This window comes from Kitasatospora sp. NPDC051170 (genome assembly GCF_044455705.1).
Taxonomy (GTDB): domain Bacteria; phylum Actinomycetota; class Actinomycetes; order Streptomycetales; family Streptomycetaceae; genus Kitasatospora.
On the sequence record NZ_JBITFA010000012.1, the window covers coordinates 66,424 to 90,738 of the forward strand.

Consider the following 24,315-nt stretch of genomic DNA (forward strand, 5'->3'; position numbering starts at 1 on the left):
GGGGACGATTCCGATGTCCGACACCCTCACCGACGCCGACGAGAAGACCGCCGAGGACACGGCGGCGCACGGTCGCCACCGTGGCGGCTCCGCCGCCGACGACAGCGCCCAGTCCGACCCGCGCGGCCGGCACCGCGCCGCCGACCACCGGGGCTGAACCGGGCGGCACGCGACGGCGGTACGGGCGAGGGCCCGTCGGGACTGTGGTGTCCCGACGGGCCCTCGCGCGTTCAGCCCAGGGTCACGACCGTCCGCAGCGCCTCGCCGCTGCGCATCTGCGCGATCGCCTCGTTCACGTCCGCCAGCGCCACCCGGTGGGTGATCATGCCGTCGAGGTCGATCCGCCCGGCCCGCCACAGGTCGACGACCAGGGCGATCGTGCGCGCCACCGTCGCCCCGCCGTACAGCGAGGGCAGCAGGCGCTTCTCGTTGAAGAACAACTCGCCCATGGTGAACTGCGCGAGGTCGTCCTGCGCCCCCGCGCCGATGACGACCACCGCGCCGCCGCGCCGGGCCGCGTCGTAGCCGGCCCGGACGGTGGCCGAGCGGCCGACCGCCTCGAAGACGTAGTCGAAGCCGCCCCCAGGCAGGGACTTGGCGAGGGCCTTGAGCTCCTCGGGCGCGAGGGCCTCGGTGGCGCCGAAGGCCAGCGCCCGCTCGCGCCGCGAGGCGACCGGGTCGACCACGGCGATCCGCGCGGCCCCGCACACCCGGGCGCCCTGGACGGCGGCCACCCCGACCCCGCCCGCGCCGATCACGGCCACGGACGAGCCGGGCTCCACCCGCGCGGTGTTGACGGCCGCGCCGATGCCCGTGGTCACCCCGCAGCCGATCAGCGCGGCCACCTCGTACGGGAGGTCGGCCGGCACCTTGACGAGGGCCTCGGCGGCCACGACCACCTCCTCGGCGAACGCCCCGGTGCCGTAGAACCCGGACGCCTCGGTGCCGTCCTGCGCCAGGCGGAAGCCGGGCGCGCCGAGCCGCCGCAGGCTGGCCACGCACAGGTGGCCCCGGCCGGCCCCGCAGTGGGCGCAGCGGCCGCAGGGGGCCATCCAGCAGAGCACCACCCGGTCCCCGGGTTCGAGGCCCGCGACACCCTCGCCGACCTCCACCACCTCGCCCGCGCCCTCGTGCCCGGGCACGAACGGCGCGGGCTGCGGCAGGACGCCGCTCATCGCGGACAGGTCGGAGTGGCACAGGCTGGCGGCGCGCATCCGCACCCGTACGGTGCCCGGGCCGAAGCCGACCGCCGTCACGTCCTCGCGGACGTCGAGGGTGTCCTGGCCGGTCTTGTGCAGGACGGCTGCGCGCATGGGGCTGCTCCCGGGGGTGCCTGGTGTGCGTCGGGCGAGGGTCGGGCCGATTCTGGCACGACGCCCGCGCACGGACTAGAACGCGTTCCAGTCACCGGAAACGGCAGGACGCCAGGACGTGTGTCGGCCGCGACTGCCATGATCACCGTCGTGACCGAGCCCAGCTCCCCCGTCCTCCCGGCCCCGGCCCCGGCCCCGGCCGCCGCCGCCGAGCCCTGCCCCCGCTGCGGCGCGGGCCTGACCACCGACCCGCGCTTCGCGTTCTGGTGCCCGACCTGCGACTGGAACGTCGGCCCCGAGCGGCCCGAGCCCACCCGGCACGAACGCGCGGCCGCCGCCCGGGCCGACCGGCTCCACCGGGAGCTCGCCGCCGGGACCTCCCCCACCGCGCGCCGCGAGTGGCTGCTCGCCTCCGCCGCGGCGACCCTGGTCCACCTCTCCACCGCCGCCCTGTTCCTCGGCTCGCTGGCCCTGCTCGTCGCCGGCAACACGGTCCAGCGCTGCCTGGGCGGCGTCCTGCTGGTCTTCGCGGTCGTCCTGCGGCCGCGGTTCGGCCGAGTGCCGCGCGGTGAGGGCGTCCTCGACCGCGAGCAGGCGCCCGCCCTGTACGGCCTGGCGGACCGGGTCGCCGCCGAGGTCGGCGCCCCGCGCGTGGACCTCATCGTCCTCGACGACGACTTCAACGCCTCCTTCGGCGTCGTCGGGCTGCGCCGCAGGACCGTCCTGACGCTCGGCCTGCCGCTGTGGGAGGCCCTGGACGACCAGCAGCGCATAGCCCTGCTCGGCCACGAGTTCGGGCACCGGGTCAACGGCGACAACCGCCGCTCGTTCTGGCTCGGCACCGCGATCTCCACCCTCGCCACCTGGTACGACCTGGCCCGCCCGGGTCGGCTCCACCTCGGCGTGAGAACCCTGCTCGTCCGGGTCGGCGAGATGATCGCCGACCTGCTGCTCAAGGCCCTGGCCTGGCTGCTGCTGCAGGCCGTCCAGCTGCTCGACGGCCTCACCTCCCGGGCCGGCCAGCAGGCCGAGTACCTCGCGGACTCCCTGGCCGCGCGCACGGCCGGCACAGAGGCCGCCCGGGGCCTGCTCACGACCCTGCTCCTCCGCGGCTCCGCCGAGGTCGCGCTCACCCGGGCCCGCTCGGGCGGCGGCCGGGGCCCGCGCATCGTCCGCCGCGGCGTACGGTCCGCGGAGACGGCTCGCACCGACGCCCCGAACCCGGACCTGCTCTGGGAGCGGATGCGCGAGCACCTCGCCTCCATCCCGGCCGTGGAGCGCGACCGGCTGCTGCGCTGGAACACCCTCGACCGCACCGCCGTGGACGGCTCCCACCCGCCGACCCACCTGCGGCTCGCCCTGCTCGGCCACGGCCCGGAGCAGCCCGCCGCCGTCCGGACCGGGCCGGAGGAGGCCGCGGCCGTCGCCGCCGAGATCGCCCCGCACCGCGCCCGGATCGCCGCGGCCCTGCTCGCCGGCTGACGGCCGGGACCGCCGGGACCGCCGGGACGGCCCGGACCGCCCACCGGCGCCGCGCGCCGCTACCGTCGAGTAGGGTCCGAGCACGTCCGTCCACCGCACGACCCCGAGGAGCACCGCATGTCCGACCTGCTGGAGAGCGCCCGCCCGGCACCCGAGGTGCTGGCGGCGTTCGAGGCGGCCACCGGGTTCATGCCGGTGGACGAGGGCCTCGCCCTGTACGCGGCGGCGGTGGAGGCGGCCCGGCGCACCGGGCTGCCCGTGCTGGAGATCGGCACCTACTGCGGCCGCTCGGCCGTCCTGCTCGCGGCCGCGGCCCGGGAGGCGGGCACCGTCGCGCTGACCGTCGACCACCACCGCGGCTCCGAGGAGCAGCAGCCCGGCTGGGAGTACCACGACGCGACGCTGGTCGACCCCGAGGTCGGGCTGATGGACACCCTGCCGCGCTTCCGCCGCACCCTGCACGCCGCCGGGCTGGAGGAGCACGTGGTGGCGCTGGTCGGCCGCTCGCCGAGGATCGCCGCCCTGTGGGGCCGCCCGGTGGGCCTGGTCTTCATCGACGGCGGTCACACCGACGAGCACGCGACGGGCGACTACGAGGGCTGGGCCCCGCACCTGGCGCCCGAGGGCCTGCTCGTGGTCCACGACGTCTTCCCCGATCCGGCGGACGGCGGCCAGGCCCCGTACCGGGTGTACCTGCGAGCGCTCGCCGAGGGCTTCGAGGAGGTCTCGGTCACCGGCTCGCTGCGCGTCCTGCGCCGAACCACCGCCTGACCTTCCCGACCGGTAACCCCGCGCAGCCCCGCGCCGATGCTCTAACGTCGTGCCGGGGCTGTCGGGCGTGGGTTCGAACGGTACGGTGTCGGCGCAACGGGCAGCTCAGCAGCGGCTCGGCAGGAGCTCAGCAGGAGCTCGGCAGGCAGACCATCGGCGGACGGCGGGGGCTAGCGGCACATGACGGACCAGCACAACACCGCACCGGCGGTCTGGGACCCGACCGCACGCGGTGGCGCGGGCGGCTGGGTGCGCAACGCGCAGCAGCCCGCGACGGAGGCGGCGCCGAAGGCGGCCGTCCCGGCACCCACGCCGGCGCCTGCACCGGCACCCGCACCGGCCCCTGCACCGGCGCCCCAGGCAGCTCCGCGCCCCACCCCGCCGCCCCCGCCGCCCGCCGCCCAGCCTGAGGACGCGCCGACCACCCGGCTCGCGCCGCCCCCCTCGCTCCCCCCGGTCCCGCCGCCGCCCCCGGCCGCCCCACCGCAGCCCTCCGCCCCGGCCGACCGCCGTCCGCTGCTGCTGATCGGCGGCGCCGTCCTGCTGGTCCTCGCCATCGGCGGCGGCCTGATGCTGGCCTCCGGCGACGACGAGAAGGACAAGGGCGCCGCGCCCGCACCGACCGCCGCCGCCCCCGCTCCCGTCACCGGCGCCCCCCAGCCGCTGCCCACCGCCGCGCCGCCCACCACGGCGGACACCACGCCGAGCAGCCGCCCGTCCGCGAGCGCGGCCGCCACCGGCGGCCCTCTGGCGGCCTCCCAGGCGAAGGCCCTCAACGACCTGCTCCCCAAGAGCGGGACGGTCAAGATCGGCAACCTCGTCGCCCAGGTGGGCGGCTGCCCGGGGAAGGAGACGATCGAGAAGGACGCCAAGGAGTTCGACGGTCTCGCCGCCCAGTACCAGACGAAGCTGGACAAGGCCCCCGACCTGACCGTCTCCGACGTGCCCGGCGGGACGGACCTGCTCAACTCGATCAAGTCCGCCTGGCAGTCGTCCGTGGACGCGAACAAGGCGTACGCGGCGTGGGCCCGCGCCGTCAACCAGCAGGGCTGCACCGACCCGGCGTCCGTTCCGGAGAAGAAGCGCGCCGACGAGCTCAACTCGCAGGCGACGAAGGCGAAGTCGGCCTTCTTCGCCAAGTGGTCGTCGGTCGCGGAGAGGTACGGACTCACCGCACCGCCCCAGGACGGGATCTGATCCGCCCCATGACACCGCCCCGCCGCTCCGCCCTCCTGCGCGCCACCACCGTGGTGGCCGCGGTCGTCCCCCTGTGCACGGCGGGCTGGCTGGGCTGGCGGGCCATCGACGACCCCGCCCCGGCGGCCACCGCCAGCGCCACCGCCACCGCCTCCCCCACCGAGGCGCAGACCACGCCGCTCACCCCGCCCGTCGCCGCCGCACCCACCGGGACCGCCGCGCCGGCGCCGACCCCCACGCCGACGGCCACGGCCACCACCCCCACCCTCGCCGGCCGCACGATCGTCCTGGACCCCGGCCACAACCCCGGCAACTTCCAGCACCCCACCGAGATCAACCGCCAGGTCGACATCGGCAACAGCCGCAAGGAGTGCGACACCACCGGCACCGAGACCAACGCGGGCTACACCGAGGCCGAGTACAGCCTGGACGTCACCCGCCGCGCCCGCGAGATCCTCGCCGCCCGCGGCGCCACCGTCGTCCTGGTGCAGGACGGCGACCGCGCCTGGGGCCCGTGCATCGACGAGCGCGCCCGCGCGGGCGCCGCCGCGCACGCCGACGTCGCGCTCTCGGTGCACGGGGACGGCGGCCCGGCGGGCGGCAGCGGGTTCCACGTGATCATGCCCGCGAAGGTCGTCGCCGGTAAGGCGGACAACTCCGCGATCGTCGAGCCCTCGCACCGCCTCGGACTGCTGCTGCGCGAGCACTTCCACGCCGCCACCGGCGAGCCGTACGCGGACTACATCGCCAGCGAGGGCCTGGACACCCGCTCGGACCTCGGCGGACTCAACCTCTCCACCGTCCCCAAGGTGTTCATCGAGTGCGGTAACATGCGCAACTCGACGGACGCCAAGCGAATGACGGACCCTCAGTGGCGCCAACAGGCCGCTCTGGGGATCGCCGACGCGCTGACGGCTTATCTGACCACCCGGTGACGGCGGGGTCGGGGCGGTCCGCACCGCGACCGGCCCGCACGGTTTGCAACGAATTCGCCCCGTTCCCGGTCCCGCTGTGCACCGGCAGGACGGTTGGCCCTAGGCTTCTGGTCCGTTCGGGAGTTTCGGCCGGTCACCCCGACCGCACGAATCGCCGTCCACGACACGTCAACGAGGGGAACGTTAGTGAATCTGCGCGCTCTCACCAGGGGAGACGCCGCCGTCGCAGGCGGGGCCGTCCTGCTCTTCATCGCCTCCTTCCTGCCCTACTGGACCCCGGGTTGCAACGACAGCAGGTTCTGCGTGTCGACGAATGCCTGGAACACCGCGTGGTTCCCCGTCCTGCCTTCGGTCTACCTCCTCGGCATCCTCGCCGCGGCGCTGATCCTCGTGCAGCGGTTCCAGGGCCCGGCGGCCGCCAACCGTCAGGTGCTCGGCCTGCGGCTGGACCAGTGGGGCATCGCGTTCGCGGTGTCCGCGCTGTGGGCCTCCATCTGGGCGCTCGGCGGCGGCGGTGACACCTACGGCACCAACGCCGGTCACGGTTTCGGTGCCTGGCTCGGCTTCATCTCGCTGATCGTCCTGGCCGGTGCGGCCGCGGTCGGCCCGCTGGTGCCGGCGCTCAAGGCCCCGCTGGTGACCGACCGTCCGGCCGTCCCGTACCAGGGTGGCTACCCGGTGCCGGGCCAGCCCGGTCAGCCCGGTCAGCCGCAGCCCGGCCAGTACGGCTACCCGGCGCAGGGCCACGACCCGGCGTTCGGCGCCCAGCCCACCCCGGGCGGCTACGGCTACCCGGCCGCCGGCCAGCCGCAGCCCGGCCAGCCCGTCGCCCCGGTCCAGCCGCAGGACGCCGGTGTCCCGGCCCCGCAGCCGACCCAGGTCGCCCAGCCGGCCGCCGGCGGCGCCCCGGCCGCGGACTTCCAGCCCTTCTGGTTCGCCGTCCCGGCCCCGCGCCAGCTGGCGCCGAAGGACAACCCGGCCGGCGCCCCGGTCGGCGAGGTCGTTCCGGGCACCTGGTACCTGGCCGTCGAGCAGCGCGGTACGGCGCTCGTCGCCCAGCTGCCGGACGGCTCCCAGGGTGTCCTGGCGGACACCACGGGCATCCAGCGCGGCTGACCGTCCGCAGGACGTACGCACGCACGTGGAAGGGGCGGGACCGGTTCTCCGGTCCCGCCCCTTCCGCATGCAGGTCGTCAGCAGCAGTCGTGGACCACCAGGCCCGCCGGCAGTTCCTCGCCGCCGAACACCGCGACCGTCGCCGGGTCCCCGCCGAGCGCGGCCACCGCGAGCAGCAGCGCCCCGGCCGTCCAGGTGGTGCGCTCCTCCGGCCAGATGGCGTCGTCCTCGAAGACGTACCCCGTCCAGTACGAGCCGTCCTCGTGCCGCAGGTGGCGCTGGATCCAGCGCAGGATGTCCACCGCGCGGTCGGACTGGCCGATCGCCCACAGCGCGAGGGCGAGTTCGGCGCTCTCGCCGCCCGTCACCCAGGGGCGGTCGCTGACGCAGCGCACGCCGAGGCCCGGCACGACGAAGCGCTCCCAGTCCCGCTCGATCCGGGCCACGGCGGCCTCGCCGCGCAGGCCCGTGCCGAGGACGGGGTAGTACCAGTCCATCGAGTAGCGGTCCTTGTCGAGGAACCGCTCGGGGTGGTGGGCGATCGCGTGGCGCAGCCGTCCGGCCGCCAACTCCCAGTCGGGCTGCGGCTCTTCGCGGTACTCGGCGATGGCGAGGCCGCAGCGCAGCGCGTGCAGGATGCTGGAGGAGCCGGTGAGCAGCGCCTCGCCGGTGGCGGTGCCGTCCTCGCCGACGCGCCAGGCGATCGGGCCGTCGGGCAGCCGCTGCTCGACGATGAAGTCCAGCGCCCGCCGCACGACCGGCCAGATCCACTCCAGGAAGGCGTCGTCGCCGGTGCTGAGGTGGTGGTGCCAGACCCCGACGGCCACGTAGGCGCAGAAGTTGGTCTCCTTGGAGCGGTCGGTCACCGCGCCGTCGGTGTAGGCGGCGTACCAGGAGCCGTCCGGGTTCTGGTGCCCGGCGAGCCAGCGGTAGGCGGCCTCGGCGGCGGCGTGCTCCCCGGCGGTGTCCAGGGCCATGGCGGCCTCGGTGTGGTCCCACGGGTCGAGGTGGTGGCCGGCGAACCACGGGATGGCGCCGTCGGGGCGCTGCTCGGCGAGGATGCTGCGCACGGTGTCGGCGGCCTGCTCGGCGTCCAGCACCCCGTCGAGCAGCAGCACCTCGGGGACGGCGGCGGTCACGCCGACGCCCGCTGCGGCTTCGCGGCGTGCGGCTTCGAGGCGTACGCGACGAAGCTCTTGCCGATGAGCGGGTTGAGCGCCTTCTCCGCGGCCTTGGTGATGCTGCTGATCACCGGGGTGCCGACGATGTCCCAGACCAGCAGCTGGTGGTACGCCTTGACGGGCAGCGCCTTGTCGTTGTCCACGCCCACCGCGCACTTGATCCACCAGTACGGGGAGTGCAGGGCGTGCGCGTGGTGGCTGCCGTACGGCTCCAGGCCCGCGGCCTTGATCTTGCCGAGCAGTTCGTCGCCCCGGTAGATCCGGATGTGGCCGCCCTCGACCTCGTGGTACTCGTCGGACAGCGCCCAGCAGATCTTCTCCGGCAGCCAGCGCGGCACGGTGACGGCGAGCAGGCCGCCCGGCTTGAGGACGCGGAACATCTCGGCGAGCACGCCCTCGTCGTCCGGTATGTGCTCCATCACCTCGGAGATGATGATCTTGTCGAAGTACCCGTCCTCGAACGGCAGCGCCAGCGCGTCACCCTGCATCGCGACCGCCGACGCGCCCTCCGGGGCCTCACCGGCCTGCTCCATCGCGGCGAACCACTTCTTGACCTCGGCGATCTCCTCGGCGTTCTGGTCGAGGGCGATCACGTCGGCACCGCGGCGGTAGCACTCGAACGCGTGCCGGCCCCCGCCGCAGCCCAGGTCGAGCACCCGGTCGCCGGGGGCGAGCGGGAAGCGCGAGAAATCGACGGTCAGCACTGCAGGGCTCCCATTCCTATTGCCAACAAGCGTTCTTGACGCCTCGTCAGTTCGACGACGCTCGCCCGTGCCACCTCAGGGCACGTACCGCCAGCCCGGGCCCGAGCGGGCCCGCGCGCCGGCGCCGGTGGCGATCGCCGCGCGGTACGCCTCGGCGGTCAGCTCGGCGGCCCGCTCCCAGGTGAACCGGGCCAGCACCCGCTCCCGTCCGGCCGCGCCCAGCCGCTCGCGCAGCTCCGGGTCGTCCAGCAGCCGGCCCAGCGCCGCGGCCAGCCGGTCCGCCTCCCCCGGCGGCACGGCCAGGCAGGTCTCGCCGTCCTGGCCCGCCACCTCGGGGATCGCCCCGCCGGTGGTGGCGACCAGCGGCGTGCCGGTGGCCATCGCCTCGGCGGCGGGCAGCGAGAAGCCCTCGTACAGCGAGGGGACACAGGCCACCTCGGCGGAACGGTAGAGGTCGACCAGCTCGGCGTCGCTCAGGCCCGTACGGAACTCGATGTGCTCCGCCAGCCCGAAGCGGCGCACCGCCTCGGCCACCGGCCCGTCGTCCTTCTGCGGCTTGCCGACCACCACCAGGTGCGCCTCGCGCTCGGTGCGGACCTTCGCCAGCGCCTCCACCAGGTACACCAGGCCCTTGAGCGGGACGTCCGCGCTGGAGGTGGTGACGATGCGGCCCCTCACCCGTTCGACGTCCGCCGAGGGCGACCAGAGCCGGGTGTCGGCGCCGATCGGCACCACCGAGACCGCGCCCGGCGCGGCGCCCAGGTGCTCGGCGATCTCGCGCTTCGAGGTGCCGGAGACGGTCAGCACGTGGTCCAGCCGGGCGGCGACGCGGCGCTGCATCCGGGTGAAGGCGTACCAGCGGCGCAGCGACAGCCGCTTGAGGCGGGTCGGGGCCGCCTCCAGCTCCAGGCGGCGGTCCACGGTGATCGGGTGGTGGATCGTGGTGACCAGCGGGAACCCGTGCCGGGCCAGGCCCAGCAGGCCGTAGCCGAGGGTCTGGTTGTCGTGGACCACGTCGTAGCGGCCCTTGTGGGCGGCCAGGTACCGCCGGGCGCGCAGCGAGAAGGTCAGCGGCTCGGGGAAGCCGCCGGTGCGCATGGTGGCGTACTCCAGGGCGTCCACCGCGCCGCGGAACTCCTCGCGGGCGGGGGTGCGGAACGGATCGTCCGCGCGGTAGAGGTCCAGGCTGGGCAGCTCGACCAGGCGCACCGAGCCGGGGCCCTCGACCTCGTCCAGCACCGGGTACGGCTGCGAGCCGATCACGTCCACGTGGTGTCCCAGCCGGGCCAGTTCGCGGGAGAGGTGGCGGACGTAGACGCCCTGGCCACCGCAGAAGGGGTCCCCCCGGTACGACAACAGGGCGATGCGCAGCGGCTGCGCCGTCATCCTGGGCCCTCATCTCTCGCTGCGATCTGTGCTGCCGGTCGGTGTGCCGGTCGCTAAAGTAGATCAGGTTTCAGTGGCTGTGGAACTCGTCATCGACCGTGTGAACAATGAGAGACCTCGAAGATACCGGCCCGTAGCATCCGCTCAGGAGCCAGGGCTGGTGATTCCCGCCACGCCGGCCCGGTCGACCCCGCGTCGACCCGTGCCGTCCACGGTGGAGCACGCCACCGCCCACGCGCCCCGGGAGCACCCCTTGCCGTCGTCCACCCCCTCGCCGTCAGCCGTCCCCGACGCCGCTCCGCTGACCGCCCGCCAGGCCGAGCGCCGGCGGCGCATCCTGCGGGCCGCGACCGCCCTGGCGGCGCGCGGCGGGTACGAGGCGGTGCAGATGCGGGAGGTCGCGGAGGGCGCGCAGGTGGCGCTCGGCACGCTGTACCGGTACTTCCCCTCCAAGGTTCACCTGCTGGTCGCGGTGATGCTGGAGCAGTTGCAGGGCCTCCAGGAGCACATCCGGCGCCACCCGCCGACCGAGGACGAACCCGCTCTGCGCGTCGCCGACACCCTCACCCGGGCGTTCCACGCGCTGCAGCGCGAACCGCTGCTCGCGGAGGCGATGGTGCGGGCGCTGTCCTTCGCGGACCGCTCCGTCGGCACCGAGGTGGACCAGGTCAGCGGAGCCACCGGACAGCTCATCCTCGACGCGATCGGGCAGTCCGGCCCGCCCAGCGAGAGCCAGCGCGCCGCCGTGCGCGTCATCGAGCACACCTGGCACTCGGCGCTCGTCTCCTGGCTCTCCGGCCGCTCCTCGATCGCCGAGGTCCGGGCCGACCTGCACACGGCGGCGCGGCTGCTCAGCCTGCCGTGAAGCTGGAACCTGTTCCTGCCGGGGTGGGCGGCGGCCCGGGGCCTCGTCCCGCGGCCCGGCGGCTAGAGTCGATGGGCCCGTCATCAGAGGCCGCCGCTCGCCACTCATCGCTCACCGCGCCTCGCTCACCGAAAGGCACGACCGCATCATGCTCACCGCCGCCCGCCTGGGCGCCGCCGCCCTGTCCTCCGCACTGTCCTCCGTGCTGCTGACGGGCCTCGCCGCCGCCCCCGCCCTCGCCGACGTGCCCACGCCCGCGATCCCCGAGGGCCTGTACGGCAAGGGCGACCCGACGTACGACGGCGTCTGGCGGCAGTCCCTCGCCCTGACCGCGCTGGCCGGCGCCAAGGTCACCCCGGCGGACTCGGCGGTCGCCTGGCTCACCGGCCAGCAGTGCGAGGACGGCGGCTGGCCCTCCTTCCGGGCCGCCGGCGCGGCCTGCGACGCCAAGTTCGAGGACAGCAACGCCACCGCCATCGCCGTCCAGGCCCTCCTCGCCCTCGGCGGGCACCAGGACGCCGCCGACAAGGGCGTGAACTGGCTCAAGGCCAACCAGAACGCGGACGGCAGCTGGGCCTACAACCCCGGCAACCCCGGCGACGCCAACTCCACCGCCCTCGCCATCAGCGCCCTCCTCGCCGCCAGGACCGACCCGGCGACCGTCGCCAAGTCCGGCAAGTCCGCGTACGACGGGCTCGCGCTCTACCAGCTCGGCTGCGCCGCCCCCGCCGACCAGCGCGGAGCCTTCGCCTACCAGCCGACCGCCCCGGGCGGCGCACTCGCCCCCAACTCCCTCGCCACCGGCCAGGCCGCCCTCGCCGCCGCCGGCGGGCACCTGCCCGTCGCCACCACCGTCCGCTCGGACACCGCACCCAAGGCCCTGACCTGCACCGACGCCGCCGCCACCGGCCCGGTCTCCCGCCTCGACTCGGGCGAGGCCGTCGCCGCGTACGTCACCGCCCAGTTCGCCTCCGGCGGCAACCACCTCACCCTCACCACCCCCGGCGCGGCCCCCACCCCCGACTACACCGCCACCGCCTGGGCCGCCCTCGGCCTCATCCAGTCCGGCCACCCCCAGCAGGCCACCGACGCCGTCGACTGGCTCACCGGACAGAGCGCCACCTGGACCAAGAACGGCACCGACGCCGGCGCCACCGCCAGCCTCCTCCTCCTCACCCAGGCCGCCCACGGCGACACCGCCCCCCTCACCGGCCAGCTCACCGCCCTCGGCCCCACCCCCAAGGCCACCACCGCCCCCGCCCCCACCACCACCTCGGAGCCCGCCCACAACGACGGCATCGGCCAGTACTGGCTGATCATCGTCGGCGGCCTCGTAGGCATCGGCGGCGGCCTCCTCCTCAGCCTCCAGCGCAAGCGCACCCCCCGCCCATGACCCCCAGCACCTCCACCCCGGCCGACGCGGACGAAACCCCCCGGGCGGGCCGGCCCTCCCGGGCTACGACTGCGGATACCCACCACCCCTCCGCCGCCCGGGCCATCCGCCCGGGCGGCGGCGCCGGCGCCCACCGGGCCAACGGGCCCACCACACCCGCCGACACCCCCAACCCGGCCGCCACCATCGACGCCTCCGTGGCCAACCCACCCAGGCCAGTGGGCGCCGAGCCCGCCTCCGACGAGGCCGCCCGCCCCGCCGGGCGCCGTACCGACAGCACGGGCCGACCCTCCCGGGCTACGACCGCGGATACCCGCCTCCTCTCCACCGCCGTGTCCGGCCGGGCTGTCGGGTCGAGTGCGCGTAGCGGCACTCGGCCCGGGGGTCGGCTCGCGGTTGTGCTGGTGCCGGTGTTGGCCGTGCTCGTGGTCCTCGCGGGGGCAGGGGCGGCGGAGGCCGCCGGGTACCGGTACTGGTCGTTCTGGCGCGGAGCGGACGGCGGGTGGGCCTATCAGCAGCAGGGGCCCGCGGTCGCGGTCCCGGCGGACGGGGCGGTGGACGGCTGGCGGTTCGCCGTGAGCCCCGACGGTGGCCAGGACGCCGCCAAGCCGCGCACCGGCGCGGACTTCGCCACCGTGTGCGCCGGCACGCCCGCGCAGCAGGGCCGCAAGCGGGTGGCCGTGGTGCTGGACTTCGGCACCCCCGAGGACGCCGGCTCCGCCGGGCCGCCCCCGGAGCAGCGCACCCTGTGCGCCTCCGTCGCACCGAGCGCCACCTCGGCCGAGGTGCTGGCCGCCGTCGCACCACCGCTGCGCTACGACACCAACGGCCTGCTATGCGCCATCTCCGGCTTCCCGAAGGCCGGTTGCGCCGACCAACTCGGCTCGGCCGCCCAACCGGCGGGCGCCGCCCCCGGCTCCTCCTCATCGAGCGGCCCGAACCTCGGCCTGATCGCCGGTGGCGCACTGGTCGCCGTCCTGGCGGCCGGCGCCGTCTGGCAGTCCCGCCGCCGCCGCTCGACGTGACCGCCCTCAAGGACCACCCCATGCCGCCCGCCCCCAACCCCGCGCACAGGAAGTCGGCGGGCCCGACTTCCCACGCACCTACCGCTGCTGGCGCTTGGCCGCCCGCGCCTTCCCTCAACCCCGCGCACGAGAAGTCGGCCAGCCCGACCTCCCACGCACCCACCACCACCAGCACCCCGCAGCCGCACCCATCCCCCAACCCCGCGCACGAGAAGTCGGCGGGCCCGACTTCCTGTGCACCCACCACTGCCGGCGCCTCGCCGCCTCTCCGGTCGCCCAACCCCGCGCACAGGAAGTCGGCGGGCCCGACCTTCGCCACCGCCTCATCACCCCTGGCCTCCCTCAACCCCACGCACGAGAAGTCGGCGAGCCCGACTTCCTGTGCACCCGCCGCCTGATCGCCCCAGCCACCAGGAACACCCCGTGCCCCCTTCCCGCAGTACCCGTCCGTCCTCCGGGCCGCGCCAGCTTCACCCCGGTGCCTGGTGGTTGTGGGCGCTCGGGATGGGGGCGGCGGCCACTCGCACCACCAATCCCGCGATCCTGCTCCTGATCGCCGCCGTCGCCGGATACGTCGTCGCCGCGCGGCGCGGCGACGCTCCCTGGGCGCGGTCGTACGGGGCGTTCCTGCGGCTGGGGCTGGTGGTGCTGGGCATTCGGATGGTGTTCGCGGTGGTGCTCGGGTCGCCGGTGCCGGGCACGCATGTGTTGTTCACGTTGCCCGAGGTGCCGCTGCCCGCGTGGGCGCAGGGGGTGCGGATCGGTGGCCGGGTGACGTTGGAGGGGCTGCTGGCCGCGCTGTACGACGGGCTGCGGCTGGCGACGCTGCTGGTGTGTGTGGGCGCCGCCAACTCGCTCGCCAGCCCGGCGCGGCTGCTGCGGGCCCTGCCCGGGGCGCTGTACGAGGCGGGGGTGGCGGTGGTCGTGGCGATGACGTTCGCCCCGAATCTGGTCGCGGACGTGCGCCGCCTGCGGGCGGCGCGACGGCTGCGGGGCCGTGAGGACCGGGGCATCGCCGCCGTGCTGAGTGTCGGACTGCCCGTCCTGGAGGGCGCGTTGGAGCGTTCGGTGGCGCTCGCCGCCGCCATGGACACCCGGGGGTTCGGCCGTACCGCCGATGTCCCGCGCCGACTCGCCCTCGCCACGGCCGCGCTCACCCTCGCCGGGCTGCTGGGCGTCTGCCTGGCCGCGTACGGCCTGTTGACGGCCGGCGGCACCGGCTGGGCGCTGCCCGTCCTGGCTCTGGGCCTGGCCGCCGCCTTCGCCGGGCTGGCGCTCGGCAACCGACGCTCCGTCAGAACCCGTTACCGGCCCGACCCCTGGGCCGTCCCGGAGTGGCTCACCGCCGCCTCCGGCCTGGCCGTGGCCGCGCTGACCACCTACCTGGCGGGCGCCGACCCCGCCGCCTTCGCCCCGACCGTCGTCCCGCCGTCCGTCCCGGCGCTGCCGCTGGGCGCCGTCCTGGCCGTACTGCTGGGCCTGGTACCGGCGTTGGCCACCCCGACCCCACCCCGGAGCGCCTCGTGATCACCTTCGAGCAGGTGTCCGTCCAGTACGCGGACGCCCCGACGCCCGCCCTCAGCGGGCTCGACCTGACGGTGCCGGAGGGCGAACTGTGCCTGCTGGTGGGCCCGTCCGGCTCGGGCAAGTCGACGCTGCTGGGCACGGTCTCCGGCCTGGTGCCGCACTTCACGGGCGGGGTGCTGCACGGCCGGGTGACGGTCGCCGGGCGGGACACCCGCGAGCACCGTCCGCGTGACCTCGCCGATCTGGTCGGCACCGTCGGGCAGGACCCGCTCGCGCACTTCGTCACCGACACCGTGGAGGACGAACTCGCCTACGGAATGGAGTCCTTGGGGCTCCCCTCCGACGTGATGCGCCGCCGCGTCGAGGAGACCCTCGACCTCCTGGGCCTCGCCGACCTGCGCGGCCGCGCCCTCACCTCGCTCTCCGGTGGCCAGCAGCAGCGGGTCGCGATCGGCTCGGTGCTCACCGTGCACCCTCGCGTCCTCGTCCTGGACGAGCCGACCTCGGCGCTCGACCCGGGCGCCGCCGAGGAGGTACTGGCCGTCCTGCAACGCCTGGTGCACGACCTGGGCACCACCGTGCTGATGGCCGAGCACCGGCTGGAGCGGGTGGTGCAGTACGCCGACCAGGTCCTGCTGCTGAGCCCCGGCGCCCCGCCCGTGCTGGGCGAGCCGGCCGAGGTGATGGCGCACTCACCGGTGCACCCGCCGGTGGTGGGTCTGGGCCGACTGGCCGGCTGGCAGCCGCTGCCGCTGTCCGTCCGCGACGCCCGCCGCAAGGCGTCCGGCCTGCGCGAACGCCTGAACGGGCACGCCCCCGCCACCCCCGGGACCCCGACGGCCGATCCCGTCGCCGTCGTCGAGCGCCTCGCCGTGCGCCGGGGCCCGGTGCCCGCCCTGCGCGGCGTCGACCTCGCGCTGCGCCCCGGCGAGATCACCGCCCTGATGGGCCGCAACGGCGCCGGCAAGTCGACCCTGCTCGGCAGCCTGGTCGGGCTGCACGCGCCCGCCTCCGGCACCGTCCGGGTCGGCGGCCGCGTCCCGCACCGCACCCGCCCGGCCGAGCTGATCCGCGAGGTCGGCCTCGTCCCGCAGGACCCGCGTGACCTGCTGTACGGCGAGTCGGTGGCCGCCGAGTGCGCCGCCGCCGACTCCGACGCGCACGCCGAACCCGGCACCTGCCGCGCCCTGGTGGAGCGGCTGCTGCCCGGAATCGCCGACACCGCGCACCCCCGCGACCTCTCCGAGGGCCAGCGGCTCACCCTGGCCCTGGCCGTGGTGCTCACCGCCCGGCCCCCGCTGCTGCTGCTCGACGAGCCGACCCGCGGCCTGGACTACGCCGCCAAGGCCCGGCTGGTCACCGTCCTGCGCGACCTCGCGGCCGAGCGGCACGCCGTCCTGCTGGCCACCCACGACGTCGAGCTGGCCGCCGAACTGGCCCACCGCACGGTGATCCTGGCCGAGGGCGAGGTCGTCGCGGACGGCCCGACCGCCGAGGTCGTGGTCTCCTCCCCCGCCTTCGCCCCGCAGGTCGCCAAGGTGCTGGCACCGGGCCCCTGGCTCACCGTCCACCAGGTCGCGGAGGCGCTGACGTCATGAGAAGCCACCCCGTCCCCCTCGGCCGACGCTCCGTCGCGGCGCTGTCGATGGTCTCCCTCGTCGGCGTGGCCGCCTTCGGCTGGCCGCTGCTCGCCTCGACGAAGTCCGCCCTGGTCGGCCACTCCGCCGACGCGCCCTGGCTGTTCGCCCTGCTCCTGCCGCTCCTCCTGGCCGTCGTCATCGCGCAGATCAGCGAGGGCCGGTCGGCGGGCGGGGGCGCGCCGGGTCTGGACGCCAAGTCCGTGGCCCTGCTGGGCGTGCTGGCCGCGGCGGGCGCCGCGCTGCGGCCACTGGGCGCGGGGACGGCGGGGCTGGAGCCGATGTTCTTCCTGATGGTGCTCTCCGGCCGCGTCCTCGGCCCGGGCTTCGGCTTCGTCCTCGGCTCGCTGTCGATGTTCGCCTCCGCCCTGCTGACCGGCGGGGTCGGGCCGTGGCTGCCGTTCCAGATGCTCGCCATGGGCTGGGTCTGCCTCGGCGCGGGCCTGCTCCCGGGCCCCGCGACCCTGCGCGGGCGCGGCGAACTCGCCCTGCTCGCGGTGTACGGCGCGCTGTCCGCCGTGCTCTACGGCACGATCATGAACCTCCAGGGCTGGCCCTACATCGCGGGCCTCGCGGGCTCCATCTCCTTCGTCCCCGGCGACCCGCTGCCCGCCAACCTGCTGCGCTTCGCCGCCTACTGCCTCACCACCTCCCTCGGGTGGGACCTTCCGCGCGCCGCCCTCACCGTCGTCCTCTGCCTCACCCTCGGCACCCCCGTCCTGCGCGCCCTGCGCCGCACCACCCGCCGGGCGGCCTTCGACGCCCCGGTCTCCTTCCGCCCGCCGGAGGCGTGAGCAGGAGGCGTGCGCCGGGGGACTGACCCCGGGCGCGCACGAGTTGACCCTGCGGGGCGAGTCCGGCTCCTTCTCCACGGGCGTGGATCACCACCTCACCGTCGCCAGGCCGACCCCGGCCGGAACCACCTGACCGACCCGCCCGCCCGTCGACCCACTTGCCCGTACGCTGACACGAACACGCACACCCACGTACGCACGCACCTCCACGCACACCCACGCACAGCACGCACTCGTCAGCACCAGGCAGTCGGGAAAGCCAGTGGAACTAGGTCAGTTGCGCGTCTTCGAGGCGGTCCTCGCCCACCACACCATCGCCGCAGCCGCCACGGCCCTCGCGCTGGACCCCGCCACCGTCGACGCCCGACTACGCGCCCTGGAACGGAGCCTGGCCACCGCCCTGCTCCACCGCACCCCCCACGGCCTGACCCCCACCGCGTCCGGCGAGCGGCTGATCCCGTGGTCCCGAAGACTGCTGGAGCAGGCCGACCAGGCCCGGCGCGAGGTGACCGGCCCCCGCGCCCGCCTGCGCCTGGGCGTCCTGCACTCCATACCGGGCCCGGACCTCACCGCCGCGCTCGCCCAACTCTGCGACTACCGCCTCGAACTGCACACCTCCACCACCTTCGACACCCTCCTCCACGACGTCGCCGCCGGCGCCCTGGACGCGGCGCTCATCCTGGACGCCCCCGGCCCGCTCGGCGCCCTCGGCTTCCCCCTGCCGCCGGCCCCGCTCGCCCACCTCGACCTCGCCGAACTGCCCCTCGCCCTGGTCGCCGCCCCCACCCACGCCCCGCGCCTGCTCCTCCCCTCCCCCGGCAGCCCGTACCGCCTGGCCGCCGACCGGCTCCCCTCGCCGGGTCTCGAACGCCTCCCCACCGGCCCCCTCCCCACCACCCTCGCCTGCACCCTCCAGGGCCTCGGCCTCGCCCTCCTCCCCGAATCCACGGCCCGCCCCCACCTCACCGCCGCCACCCTCACCCGCCTCCCCCACCACCCCCCACCCCTCCACCTCCGCCTCGTCCGCCGCGCCTGAGCCCCCCTGCTCCCCTGCTCCGCCGGTCCCCGGCCCCGGCCCCGGACGCACGAACGGCGCGTCCCGCAGCCGCGGGACGCGCCGTTCGTCATGCCCTGTCGTCAGCCCTTCGGGCCGGTCGACTGGACGACGTCGAAGGACCAGAGGGTGGAGCCGGAGGCGGCCGGGCGCTTGGGGGCCTCGGTGTCGCCGCCGTGCTGGTGGGCGGCCTTCATCGGGCCCTCCATCCACGCCTGGAAGGAGGCTTCGTCACGCCAGCGGGTGTAGACGAGGTACTGGTCGGTGCCCTCGACGGGGCGGAGGAGTTCGAACCACTCGAAGCCGTCGGAGTTCTCGACGGAGCCGGCGCGGGAGGCGAAGCGCTGCTCCAGCACCTCGCGCTGCTCGGCGGGGACGGTGAGGACGTTGATCTTGACTACGCTCATGGGCTCCATCCTGCCCCACCGAACAACCGGACAGCGGCCGCGGTCAGGCGACCCAGGCGGGCAGGACGCGCTGGTCGTCGCGGGGGGCGAGTTCGCAGGCGCCGGGCGGGGTGACGGCGTCGGGGTTGTAGGCGTGGGAGGGGGAGGGGGAGGTGACGACGGCGGTGAAGCCCTCGGCGGTGACGATCTGGCGGCGGACGTCGGCGGGGAGGACGAGGGTGTCGCCGGCGGCGACGGTGAGGGTCTCGCCGTCCAGGTCGACGGTGGCGGTGCCGGCGAGGAAGGTCCAGATCTGCTCGGTGTCCATGGCGTGCAGCGGGCCCTTGCGGTCGGCGTCCATCTCGACCCGCCAGAGGGCGAGGGCGGTGGCGCCCTGGGTGGGCGAGGCGTAGGTGGTCATGACGCCGTTCGGGGTCTCGGTGCGGCGGGCGTCGGTGCGGCGGATGACGGTCATGGTTCGGCTCCCCCTAAGATGGTCAATGTCGTTGTCTATATAGTCAATGAGGTTGTCCATCATGTCAACACCCGATCCCGCCCCGCCCGGCTTCGAGCTGCCGCTGCGCCTGCTCCTCGCCTTCCGCACGATCATCGACGAGCTGCACGAACGCATCGCCCGCGAAGGCCATCCGGACCTGCGGCCGATGCACGGATTCGTCTTCCAGGCGATCGGCCCGCACGGCACCACCGCCGCCGACCTGGGCCGCACGCTCGGGGTCTCCAAGCAGGCGGCGGGCAAGACCGTCGAAGCCCTGGAGAAGCTCGGCTACGTCCAGCGCGGCAGCGACCCCGCCGACACCCGGCGCAAGGTGGTCCGGCTCACCGACCGCGGGGTGGACTGCCTGGTGCGCTCCGCGCGGATCTTCGACGAGCTGCGCACCGAGTGGGTCGCCACCCTGGGCGAGGAGCAGCTGCGCCAGATGGAGGACGGCCTGCGACGCCTCGCCCCCGGCGACCCGTTCCGGCTGGACACGCCCCGCTGGTTCGGCGGCCCGTCCTGACGGCCGGCCCCGACACGGGCGGATGATCACTCCCAGCTCACCAGGCCGTCGGATACGTCCCGTTATGCACCGCCCGGTGGAGCCGAGCGTGAGCGAACCGGACGGCCGGCGATCACCGGCGGTTCACTCGGGGCCAAACGCCACCAACCGGCACAACACCCCCGCCCGGTACCCGACGCCCCTGTCCCGCCCCGGGAGCGTCCTGCATAATCAGGGCGCGTTCGCGCGCCGGGAACCGCCCGGGACGCCGCGGAAACCACCCGAGCTCCGAGGAGGACCGGCCGATGCCGGACCAGCACTGCCCGACGTGCGGCGCCGCACGCTCCACCGGGTGCGGCTGCGTCCCCGGCCATGGTTACCAGGGAGCCCCCGGCGTCCACCCCGACCCGAGCCTCGACGAGACCGCCGTTCTGCCGCACCTGGAGGGGCCACCGCTGGTCCGGCCGTACGTGCCGGAGGTCTTCGGGCTGGTCGCCGAGGAGCCGACGGCGGATGCCATCCCCGTGGCCGACCCGTTCGCGACCAGCGTGCTGCCGCCCGTCCCGCCGGGACCGCCCGCGGGTCCGAACGGTCCGAGCGGCGGGGAGGAGCTCGGCTTCTTCCCGTTCGACAACGCCCCGACCGTCCCGACCCCCGCGGAGGGCGGCGGCCGGGCCGCGAGACGGGCGGCCGAAGAGCGGCCCCTCGCCCAGCGCAAGCTGCTGCTCGCCGGGGCCGGGGCGGCCCTGGTCGCGCTGACCATCGGCGTCGCCTACGCGGTGACGCCCTCCGCCGAGCCGACGCGCCAGGCGGAGCCGCTGCCGACCACCACCCTGGCGCCCGCCCCGGTCGACCCGCCCACGCTGGTGACACCCTCCCCGACCGCGCAGCCGACCAGCGAGGCACCGAGCCCGTCGGCCACGCCGACGACGCACAAGCCGAGCCCGACCAGGACGGTCACTCCGACGACGCAGGCCGCCTCCCCCGTGCCCCCGCCGGCGCCGCCCGAGCCGACCCCGACGCCCACCGCCACCACTCCGACGCCGACCGCCACCACCCCACCGCGCGTACTGAAGTACGGGATGAGCGGCCCCGACGTCACCGCCATGCAGCAGAAGCTGGCCAAGGTCATCTGCTGGGCGTACGTGCCGGTGACCGGCACGTACGACGACATCACCGTGAACACCGTCGCCTACTTCCAGGACATGCAGGGCGTCCGTGGCGACAAGCAGGGCGTCTTCGGCCCCAACACCCGCGCCGCGCTGGACGGCCGCGGCACCTCCTGCTGACCGTCAGCCCGTGATCGCCGACACGATGCTGAAGCCCGCGAGCCCGACCATGATCGCCGCGGCCACCCGCACGATCCACTTCATCGGCACGACCTTCAGCAGCTTCTGACCGCCCACGATCGCGATCCCGCCGACCGCGCACAGGCCCAGCCACGAGCCGAGGCCGACCGCGAGCAGGTCGCCGTACTTGGCGGCCAGGTTGGCGGTCATGATCTGCGTCAGGTCGCCGAACTCGGCGATCGCTACCACGACGAAGCTCGTCCCGGCCACCTTCCAGAAGCTGTTGGACGAGGGCTCCTTGGCCTCGTGCCCGTCCTCCTCGTCACCCCCGCCGTGGAAGAGCAGCATCGCCGCGCCCACGAGGAACAGCGCGCCGGTGACGCCCTGCACCCAGCGGTGCGGCAGCAGCGAGAGCAGGTGCCCGGCGGCGAGGGCGATGACGACCTGGACGAGGAAGGCGGCGGCGACGCCCGCGAACACGTAGCGGGCGCGGTACTTGGTGCCGAGCACCAGGCTGGCCAGCGCGGTCTTGTCCGGCAGTTCGGCCAGGAAGATGAGGCCGAAGGTGAGAGCGGCAACGGTCAGGCTCATGGATGGGGTCCTCGGTCGGGCTGCCGGGCTCCGGCGGCTCCCTCGGGGGGACGCTTCGGCCCGACAGCACTGGAAATGGTCACAGCACTGCGGCCGAAGGTCTCGCCGACACCCATCGAGTGGTGCCCCGGGCGCCGGGCCCCGGGGGGCCAGTATGTCGACGGTCCGGTGGAGGGCTACTCCCCTTCAACGCGGACCAGCCTACCGGACGGCGCCGGGCTCCCCCACCTGCACCAGCCCCCGCCCGACCAGCTCCAGCACCACCACGATCGACACCGCCTCCACGGCCAGCAGCCCGATCAGCACGAACAGCTGCACCGCCCCGGCCTGGACGGGCGAGGCGCCGCCGAGCAGCATGCCGACGAAGGCGCCGGGCAGGGTGACCAGGCCGACGGTGCGGGTCTGGTCCAGCGCGGGGACGAGCGAGGTCGCCGCCGCCGTACGGCAGATCTCCAGCCGGGCGTCGCGCCCCTCGAAGCCGAGCGCCAGGGCCGCCTCCACCTCGCCGCGCCGCTGGCTCAGTTCGTCGAGGGCGCGGCGGCCGGCCAGCGAGGTGGCGGTGAGCGCCCCGCCGATGAGGATGCCCGCGACGGGGATGACGGACAGGCCCTTGAGCGGCAGCAGGCCCGTGCCGAGCAGCAGGGCGAGCACCGGCAGCACCCCGGCGCCGATCGGGGCGGCCGCCCAGACCCAGCCGGGGCCGGGGGTCATCCGCCGCCCGGCGGTGTGCACCGCGACGGAGAACATCAGCACCACGAACAGCGCCGACCACCAGAGCGAGCCCACCACCCAGGTGATGACCGCCGCGACGCCGGCCAGCTGCACCACCGCCCGCAGCCCGGCCCGCAGGACGGCGTGGCCGTGGCCGAGCAGGCCCCACCCGGCGACGGCCACGGCGGCCAGCAGCAGCAGCGCGGTGACGACGCCGAGCAGCGGGGTGACGGGCAGCAGCTGCCCGCTGCCGGAGGAGGCGAGGCCCATCAGATCCAGCTGGTGAACCACATCCGGTCCTGCCAGGACGACATCGGGATCACCTCCGCCGTGTACAGCGGGTAGAAGAAGGCGAAGCACCCGACGATGGCGAACACGATCAGCCCCGCGCCGATCGCCCCGTAGCGGCGGCGCTCGCGGCTGCACCCGGGCGGGCCGAGGATCGCGCCGAGCATCTGGGCGACGGCCAGGCACAGGAACGGCACCAGCACGACCATGTAGAAGGAGAAGATCGTCCGCTCCTGGTACTTGAACCAGGGCAGGTAGATCCCGGCGACGGCGCAGAGCACGGCGCCCGAGCGCCAGTCGCGGCGGAAGAACCAGCGCCACAGCAGGTAGGCCAGCGCGAAGCAGGCCGCCCACCACAGGAACGGGGTGCCCAGGCCCAGGATCTGCGAGGCGCAGCCGCCGGTGGCGGTGCAGCCGCGCTGGCCCTGGGGCACCTGATCCCAGTACATGGAGACCGGGCGGCCGTCGACCAGCCAGGCGAAGGGGTTGGACTGGTAGGTGTGCGGCTGGACCAGGCCCGTGTTGAAGTCGAACATCTGCGAGTGGTAGTGCCAGAGACTGCGCAGCGGCGCGGGCACCCAGCTCATCGGGACCTGCGGCAGCGGGATGCCGAAGAGGCTGTCCGGGGAGAGCCCGTCGCGGCCGTCCGCCCAGTGCCGGTCGTAGCCGCCCTCGCCGGCCGGTCCCGTGCCGCTGGCGAGCCAGCCGCTCCAGGAGCCGACGTAGACCACGAGGGCGGAGCCGACCATGGCGAGGAGGGCGGGTCCGGCGTCCCGGCGCAGCATGGAGAGCCAGGGGCGGCGGGCGCCGGCGCCGCGGCGGCCGGACTGGTCCCACAGGACGGTGAGGACGCCGAAGGCGGCGAGGATGGGGGCGCCGTTCCACTTGACGGCGCAGGCGGCGCCGAGGAGCAGTCCGGCGGTGATGCGCCAGGGGCGCAGGCCGAGGCGGACGGTGTCGCCGTCGGTGGCCAGGGCGAGCCGGGCGCGGGCGTGGTCGCGGTCGATCAGGAGGCTGCCGAAGGCGGCGAGCACGAAGAACATCTGGATGCCGTCGAGCAGGCCGATCCGGCTCATGACCAGCTGGAGGCCGTCGACGGACAGCAGCAGGGCGGCGGTGCAGCCGATGAGGGTGGAGCCGAAGAGGCGGCGGCCGATGCGGGCGAGCATCAGCACGGTGAGGGTGCCGAGCAGGGCGGTGATGAACCGCCAGCCGAAGGGGTTGAGGCCGAACAGCTGCTCGCCGATCGACATCACCCATTTGCCGAGTGGCGGGTGGGCGACGAACTCGGGCGCGGAGTTCAGGGGGATGCTCTGCGGGACGGCCAGGATGTCGGTGTTGGCGTGGTCGGGCCAGGTGCCCTCGTAGCCCTGCTGGAGCAGCGACCAGGCGTCCTTGGGGTAGTACGTCTCGTCGAAGACGAAGGAGTCGGGCTTCCCGAGGTGCCAGAAGCGCAGCAGGCCCGCGAACAGGGCGACGGCGATCGGGCCGGTCCAGTCGGCGTGCCGGGTCAGCCACGGGGGCAGTCGGCGCGGGGCCGGGGCCGGTGCTTCGGCGGCCGGGGCCACCGGGGGGTGCGTGAGCGCCGCTTGGGTCATAGCCTCGCCGATTCGCCTGTCTTCGCCGGGTCACGCCGGTCCGCACCAGGGCCGGACGGGCGACAGGCACCGAC

The 24,315-nt window shown here is 75.0% G+C and carries 24 protein-coding genes; 15 read left to right on the forward strand and 9 right to left on the reverse strand.

What is annotated here, in order from left to right; translation table 11 throughout:
• Positions 1-13 precede the first annotated feature (13 nt).
• Positions 14-157 (forward strand): hypothetical protein, encoded by a 144-nt coding sequence (locus ACIBCA_RS24300; RefSeq protein ID WP_396285078.1) that lies wholly within the window; start codon positions 14-16, stop codon positions 155-157.
• A 73-nt stretch (positions 158-230) separates the two neighbouring features.
• On the opposite strand, the gene ACIBCA_RS24305 is transcribed toward ACIBCA_RS24300, so the two are convergent.
• The gene (locus tag ACIBCA_RS24305) at positions 231-1,313 is read right to left on the reverse strand and encodes an alcohol dehydrogenase catalytic domain-containing protein (RefSeq protein WP_396285079.1); all 1,083 of its coding nucleotides are present in this window, start codon (positions 1,311-1,313) and stop codon (positions 231-233) included.
• A gap of 150 nt (positions 1,314-1,463) precedes the next feature.
• Here ACIBCA_RS24305 and ACIBCA_RS24310 point away from each other — a divergent pair, with 150 nt between their 5' ends.
• The 5 genes from ACIBCA_RS24310 to ACIBCA_RS24330 all read left to right on the forward strand — a co-directional run bounded on the left by ACIBCA_RS24310 (position 1,464) and on the right by ACIBCA_RS24330 (position 6,814).
• Positions 1,464-2,795 (forward strand): M48 family metalloprotease, encoded by a 1,332-nt coding sequence (locus ACIBCA_RS24310; RefSeq protein WP_396285080.1) that lies wholly within the window; start codon positions 1,464-1,466, stop codon positions 2,793-2,795.
• A 117-nt stretch (positions 2,796-2,912) separates the two neighbouring features.
• Positions 2,913-3,566 (forward strand): class I SAM-dependent methyltransferase, encoded by a 654-nt coding sequence (locus tag ACIBCA_RS24315; RefSeq protein ID WP_396285081.1) that lies wholly within the window; start codon positions 2,913-2,915, stop codon positions 3,564-3,566.
• Between the two features lie 180 nt (positions 3,567-3,746).
• A complete protein-coding gene (locus ACIBCA_RS24320) occupies positions 3,747-4,763 on the forward strand; it encodes a hypothetical protein (protein ID WP_396285082.1) in 1,017 nt (338 codons plus the stop codon).
• Between the two features lie 8 nt (positions 4,764-4,771).
• Positions 4,772-5,698 carry an N-acetylmuramoyl-L-alanine amidase gene (locus ACIBCA_RS24325; protein WP_396285083.1) on the forward strand — a complete coding sequence of 309 codons (927 nt, stop codon included), beginning with the start codon at positions 4,772-4,774 and terminating at the stop codon, positions 5,696-5,698.
• Between the two features lie 186 nt (positions 5,699-5,884).
• Positions 5,885-6,814: a hypothetical protein gene (locus ACIBCA_RS24330; protein ID WP_396285084.1), complete on the forward strand. Its 930-nt coding sequence runs from the start codon at positions 5,885-5,887 to the stop codon at positions 6,812-6,814.
• 77 nt (positions 6,815-6,891) lie between these two features.
• Here ACIBCA_RS24330 and ACIBCA_RS24335 read toward each other — a convergent pair whose 3' ends face one another.
• The 3 genes from ACIBCA_RS24335 to ACIBCA_RS24345 all read right to left on the reverse strand — a co-directional run bounded on the left by ACIBCA_RS24335 (position 6,892) and on the right by ACIBCA_RS24345 (position 10,085).
• Positions 6,892-7,953: a prenyltransferase gene (locus ACIBCA_RS24335; RefSeq protein WP_396285085.1), complete on the reverse strand. Its 1,062-nt coding sequence runs from the start codon at positions 7,951-7,953 to the stop codon at positions 6,892-6,894.
• Positions 7,950-8,699, reverse strand: a complete 750-nt coding sequence (locus tag ACIBCA_RS24340) for a class I SAM-dependent methyltransferase (RefSeq protein ID WP_396285086.1) — start codon at positions 8,697-8,699, stop codon at positions 7,950-7,952. The genes ACIBCA_RS24335 and ACIBCA_RS24340 overlap by 4 nt, the downstream gene beginning before the upstream one ends.
• Positions 8,700-8,774: 75 nt before the next feature.
• Entirely contained in the window at positions 8,775-10,085 is a 1,311-nt protein-coding gene (locus ACIBCA_RS24345; protein WP_396285087.1) for a glycosyltransferase family 4 protein, read from the reverse strand.
• A 253-nt stretch (positions 10,086-10,338) separates the two neighbouring features.
• Between ACIBCA_RS24345 and ACIBCA_RS24350 the strand changes: the two genes are divergently transcribed.
• The 7 genes from ACIBCA_RS24350 to ACIBCA_RS24380 all read left to right on the forward strand — a co-directional run bounded on the left by ACIBCA_RS24350 (position 10,339) and on the right by ACIBCA_RS24380 (position 18,362).
• Positions 10,339-10,950: a TetR family transcriptional regulator gene (locus tag ACIBCA_RS24350; protein WP_396285088.1), complete on the forward strand. Its 612-nt coding sequence runs from the start codon at positions 10,339-10,341 to the stop codon at positions 10,948-10,950.
• A gap of 148 nt (positions 10,951-11,098) precedes the next feature.
• Complete coding sequence (locus ACIBCA_RS24355; RefSeq protein WP_396285089.1) at positions 11,099-12,343, forward strand: prenyltransferase/squalene oxidase repeat-containing protein; 1,245 nt, start codon at positions 11,099-11,101, stop codon at positions 12,341-12,343.
• The gene (locus tag ACIBCA_RS24360) at positions 12,340-13,368 is read left to right on the forward strand and encodes an SCO2322 family protein (RefSeq protein ID WP_396285090.1); all 1,029 of its coding nucleotides are present in this window, start codon (positions 12,340-12,342) and stop codon (positions 13,366-13,368) included. Before ACIBCA_RS24355 ends, ACIBCA_RS24360 begins: the two co-directional genes overlap by 4 nt.
• Positions 13,369-13,749: 381 nt before the next feature.
• Complete coding sequence (locus ACIBCA_RS24365) at positions 13,750-14,895, forward strand: CbiQ family ECF transporter T component (RefSeq protein ID WP_396285091.1); 1,146 nt, start codon at positions 13,750-13,752, stop codon at positions 14,893-14,895.
• The gene (locus ACIBCA_RS24370; RefSeq protein ID WP_396285092.1) at positions 14,892-16,493 is read left to right on the forward strand and encodes an ABC transporter ATP-binding protein; all 1,602 of its coding nucleotides are present in this window, start codon (positions 14,892-14,894) and stop codon (positions 16,491-16,493) included. The genes ACIBCA_RS24365 and ACIBCA_RS24370 overlap by 4 nt, the downstream gene beginning before the upstream one ends.
• Positions 16,490-17,326: an ECF transporter S component gene (locus ACIBCA_RS24375; RefSeq protein WP_396285093.1), complete on the forward strand. Its 837-nt coding sequence runs from the start codon at positions 16,490-16,492 to the stop codon at positions 17,324-17,326. Before ACIBCA_RS24370 ends, ACIBCA_RS24375 begins: the two co-directional genes overlap by 4 nt.
• 277 nt (positions 17,327-17,603) lie before the next feature.
• Positions 17,604-18,362: a LysR family transcriptional regulator gene (locus ACIBCA_RS24380; protein WP_396285094.1), complete on the forward strand. Its 759-nt coding sequence runs from the start codon at positions 17,604-17,606 to the stop codon at positions 18,360-18,362.
• Positions 18,363-18,463: 101 nt separating this feature from the next.
• On the opposite strand, the gene ACIBCA_RS24385 is transcribed toward ACIBCA_RS24380, so the two are convergent.
• Together ACIBCA_RS24385 and ACIBCA_RS24390 are read right to left on the reverse strand one after the other, a co-directional pair.
• Positions 18,464-18,787, reverse strand: a complete 324-nt coding sequence (locus ACIBCA_RS24385; protein WP_396285095.1) for an antibiotic biosynthesis monooxygenase family protein — start codon at positions 18,785-18,787, stop codon at positions 18,464-18,466.
• Between the two features lie 43 nt (positions 18,788-18,830).
• The gene (locus tag ACIBCA_RS24390) at positions 18,831-19,241 is read right to left on the reverse strand and encodes a cupin domain-containing protein (RefSeq protein ID WP_396285096.1); all 411 of its coding nucleotides are present in this window, start codon (positions 19,239-19,241) and stop codon (positions 18,831-18,833) included.
• Between the two features lie 61 nt (positions 19,242-19,302).
• Here ACIBCA_RS24390 and ACIBCA_RS24395 point away from each other — a divergent pair, with 61 nt between their 5' ends.
• Positions 19,303-19,785 carry a MarR family winged helix-turn-helix transcriptional regulator gene (locus tag ACIBCA_RS24395; protein ID WP_396285097.1) on the forward strand — a complete coding sequence of 161 codons (483 nt, stop codon included), beginning with the start codon at positions 19,303-19,305 and terminating at the stop codon, positions 19,783-19,785.
• Between the two features lie 284 nt (positions 19,786-20,069).
• Positions 20,070-21,053 (forward strand): peptidoglycan-binding protein, encoded by a 984-nt coding sequence (locus ACIBCA_RS24400; protein ID WP_396285098.1) that lies wholly within the window; start codon positions 20,070-20,072, stop codon positions 21,051-21,053.
• A 3-nt stretch (positions 21,054-21,056) separates the two neighbouring features.
• Here ACIBCA_RS24400 and ACIBCA_RS24405 read toward each other — a convergent pair whose 3' ends face one another.
• The 3 genes from ACIBCA_RS24405 to ACIBCA_RS24415 form a co-directional block, all read right to left on the reverse strand.
• Positions 21,057-21,644, reverse strand: a complete 588-nt coding sequence (locus tag ACIBCA_RS24405; RefSeq protein WP_396285099.1) for a TMEM165/GDT1 family protein — start codon at positions 21,642-21,644, stop codon at positions 21,057-21,059.
• Positions 21,645-21,845: 201 nt separating this feature from the next.
• Complete coding sequence (locus tag ACIBCA_RS24410; protein WP_396285280.1) at positions 21,846-22,625, reverse strand: ABC transporter permease; 780 nt, start codon at positions 22,623-22,625, stop codon at positions 21,846-21,848.
• Positions 22,625-24,241, reverse strand: coding sequence for a dolichyl-phosphate-mannose--protein mannosyltransferase (locus tag ACIBCA_RS24415; RefSeq protein ID WP_396285100.1), 1,617 nt, complete (start codon positions 24,239-24,241; stop codon positions 22,625-22,627). Before ACIBCA_RS24415 ends, ACIBCA_RS24410 begins: the two co-directional genes overlap by 1 nt.
• Positions 24,242-24,315 lie beyond the last annotated feature (74 nt).